Raw genomic sequence first — 1113 nt, 5'->3', positions numbered from 1 at the left:
GGCGGCGGCAAAAACTGAGTGCAACACCTGACCTTTCCGGTACGGTGCTGCCCCTATGTCTTATACCGAACTCAGCGTTGAAGAGCGCGCCACCATTCAAATCAGTCATGCCCAAGGCTTCAGCCTGCGTAGGATTGCCTGCTTGATCAACCGATCCCCTTCGACCATCAGCCGGGAGCTGCGCCGCAATCGAGATGTCTGTGGCGGCTACTCGGCCCACGCGGCCCAGCAGCAGATGCAGGCTCGCCGCCAGGTGTGTCGACCGAAGCGAAAGCTGTTGCGGGGTGGTGAGCGCTTCGAGTTGGTGGCGCATATGCTCCGTGAGCGTTTGTCTCCCGAGCAGATTGCCGGCAAGCTGCGCAGCATGAACATTCCCAGCCTCAGAGATGCCTACGTCTGTCGCGAGACGATCTATAACGCGATCTATGCCCTGCCGGTCGGTGAACTGCGCAAGGAGCTGATCATCTGCCTGCGGCAAAGCAAGACGACACGCCGACCGCGCTCTGGTGGTGTGGATCGGCGCGGCCAGATTCCCGAGATGGTCAGCATCCATGTGCGCCCACCGGAGATCGAAGACCGGCTAATGCCAGGGCATTGGGAAGGCGACTTGATCAAGGGCAAAGCCAACGCCTCGTGTGTAGGCACGCTGGTGGAGCGAACCAGTGGCTACCTGATGCTGGTGAAGATGAACGACGCGACGGCGACCTCGGCGATGGAAGGCTTCAGTGCAGCGCTCAATGGCATGCCGCTGGCGATGCGCAAGAGCATGACCTACGACCAGGGTCGAGAAATGGCGCGGCATGCTGAAATCACCCAGCAGACTGGGGTGGCGATTTACTTCTGCGACCCGCACAGCCCTTGGCAGCGCGGTAGCAACGAAAACATCAATGGCCTGATCCGCCAGTACCTGCCCAAAGGCACAGACCTGTCGGTACACAGCCAGGAAGAACTGAATGCCATCGCACTGCAACTGAACATGCGTCCGCGTAAGCGCTTCGACTTCAAATGCCCAATCGAAGTTATGGGCGAGGTGATGCAGAAGGCCATGGCTATGCGGCATGATGCTCCAGCTTCAATTCAATGACCGTGTTGCACTCAGCTCCTGCAACCGCC

At 59.5% G+C, this 1113-nt stretch carries 1 protein-coding gene; it reads left to right on the top strand.

Annotated features, from left to right (window positions below; all coding sequences use genetic code 11):
• Positions 1-55: 55 nt before the first annotated feature.
• Positions 56-1084 carry an IS30-like element ISUnCu4 family transposase gene (locus H7698_RS31160; RefSeq protein ID WP_095016300.1) on the top strand — a complete coding sequence of 343 codons (1029 nt, stop codon included), beginning with the start codon at positions 56-58 and terminating at the stop codon, positions 1082-1084.
• The last annotated feature ends 29 nt before the right edge of the window (positions 1085-1113 follow it).

The sequence above is a fragment of the Pseudomonas sp. p50(2008) genome, from assembly GCF_015351605.1.
GTDB lineage: Bacteria > Pseudomonadota > Gammaproteobacteria > Pseudomonadales > Pseudomonadaceae > Aquipseudomonas.
This window is presented reverse-complemented; position numbering and strand designations above follow the sequence as displayed.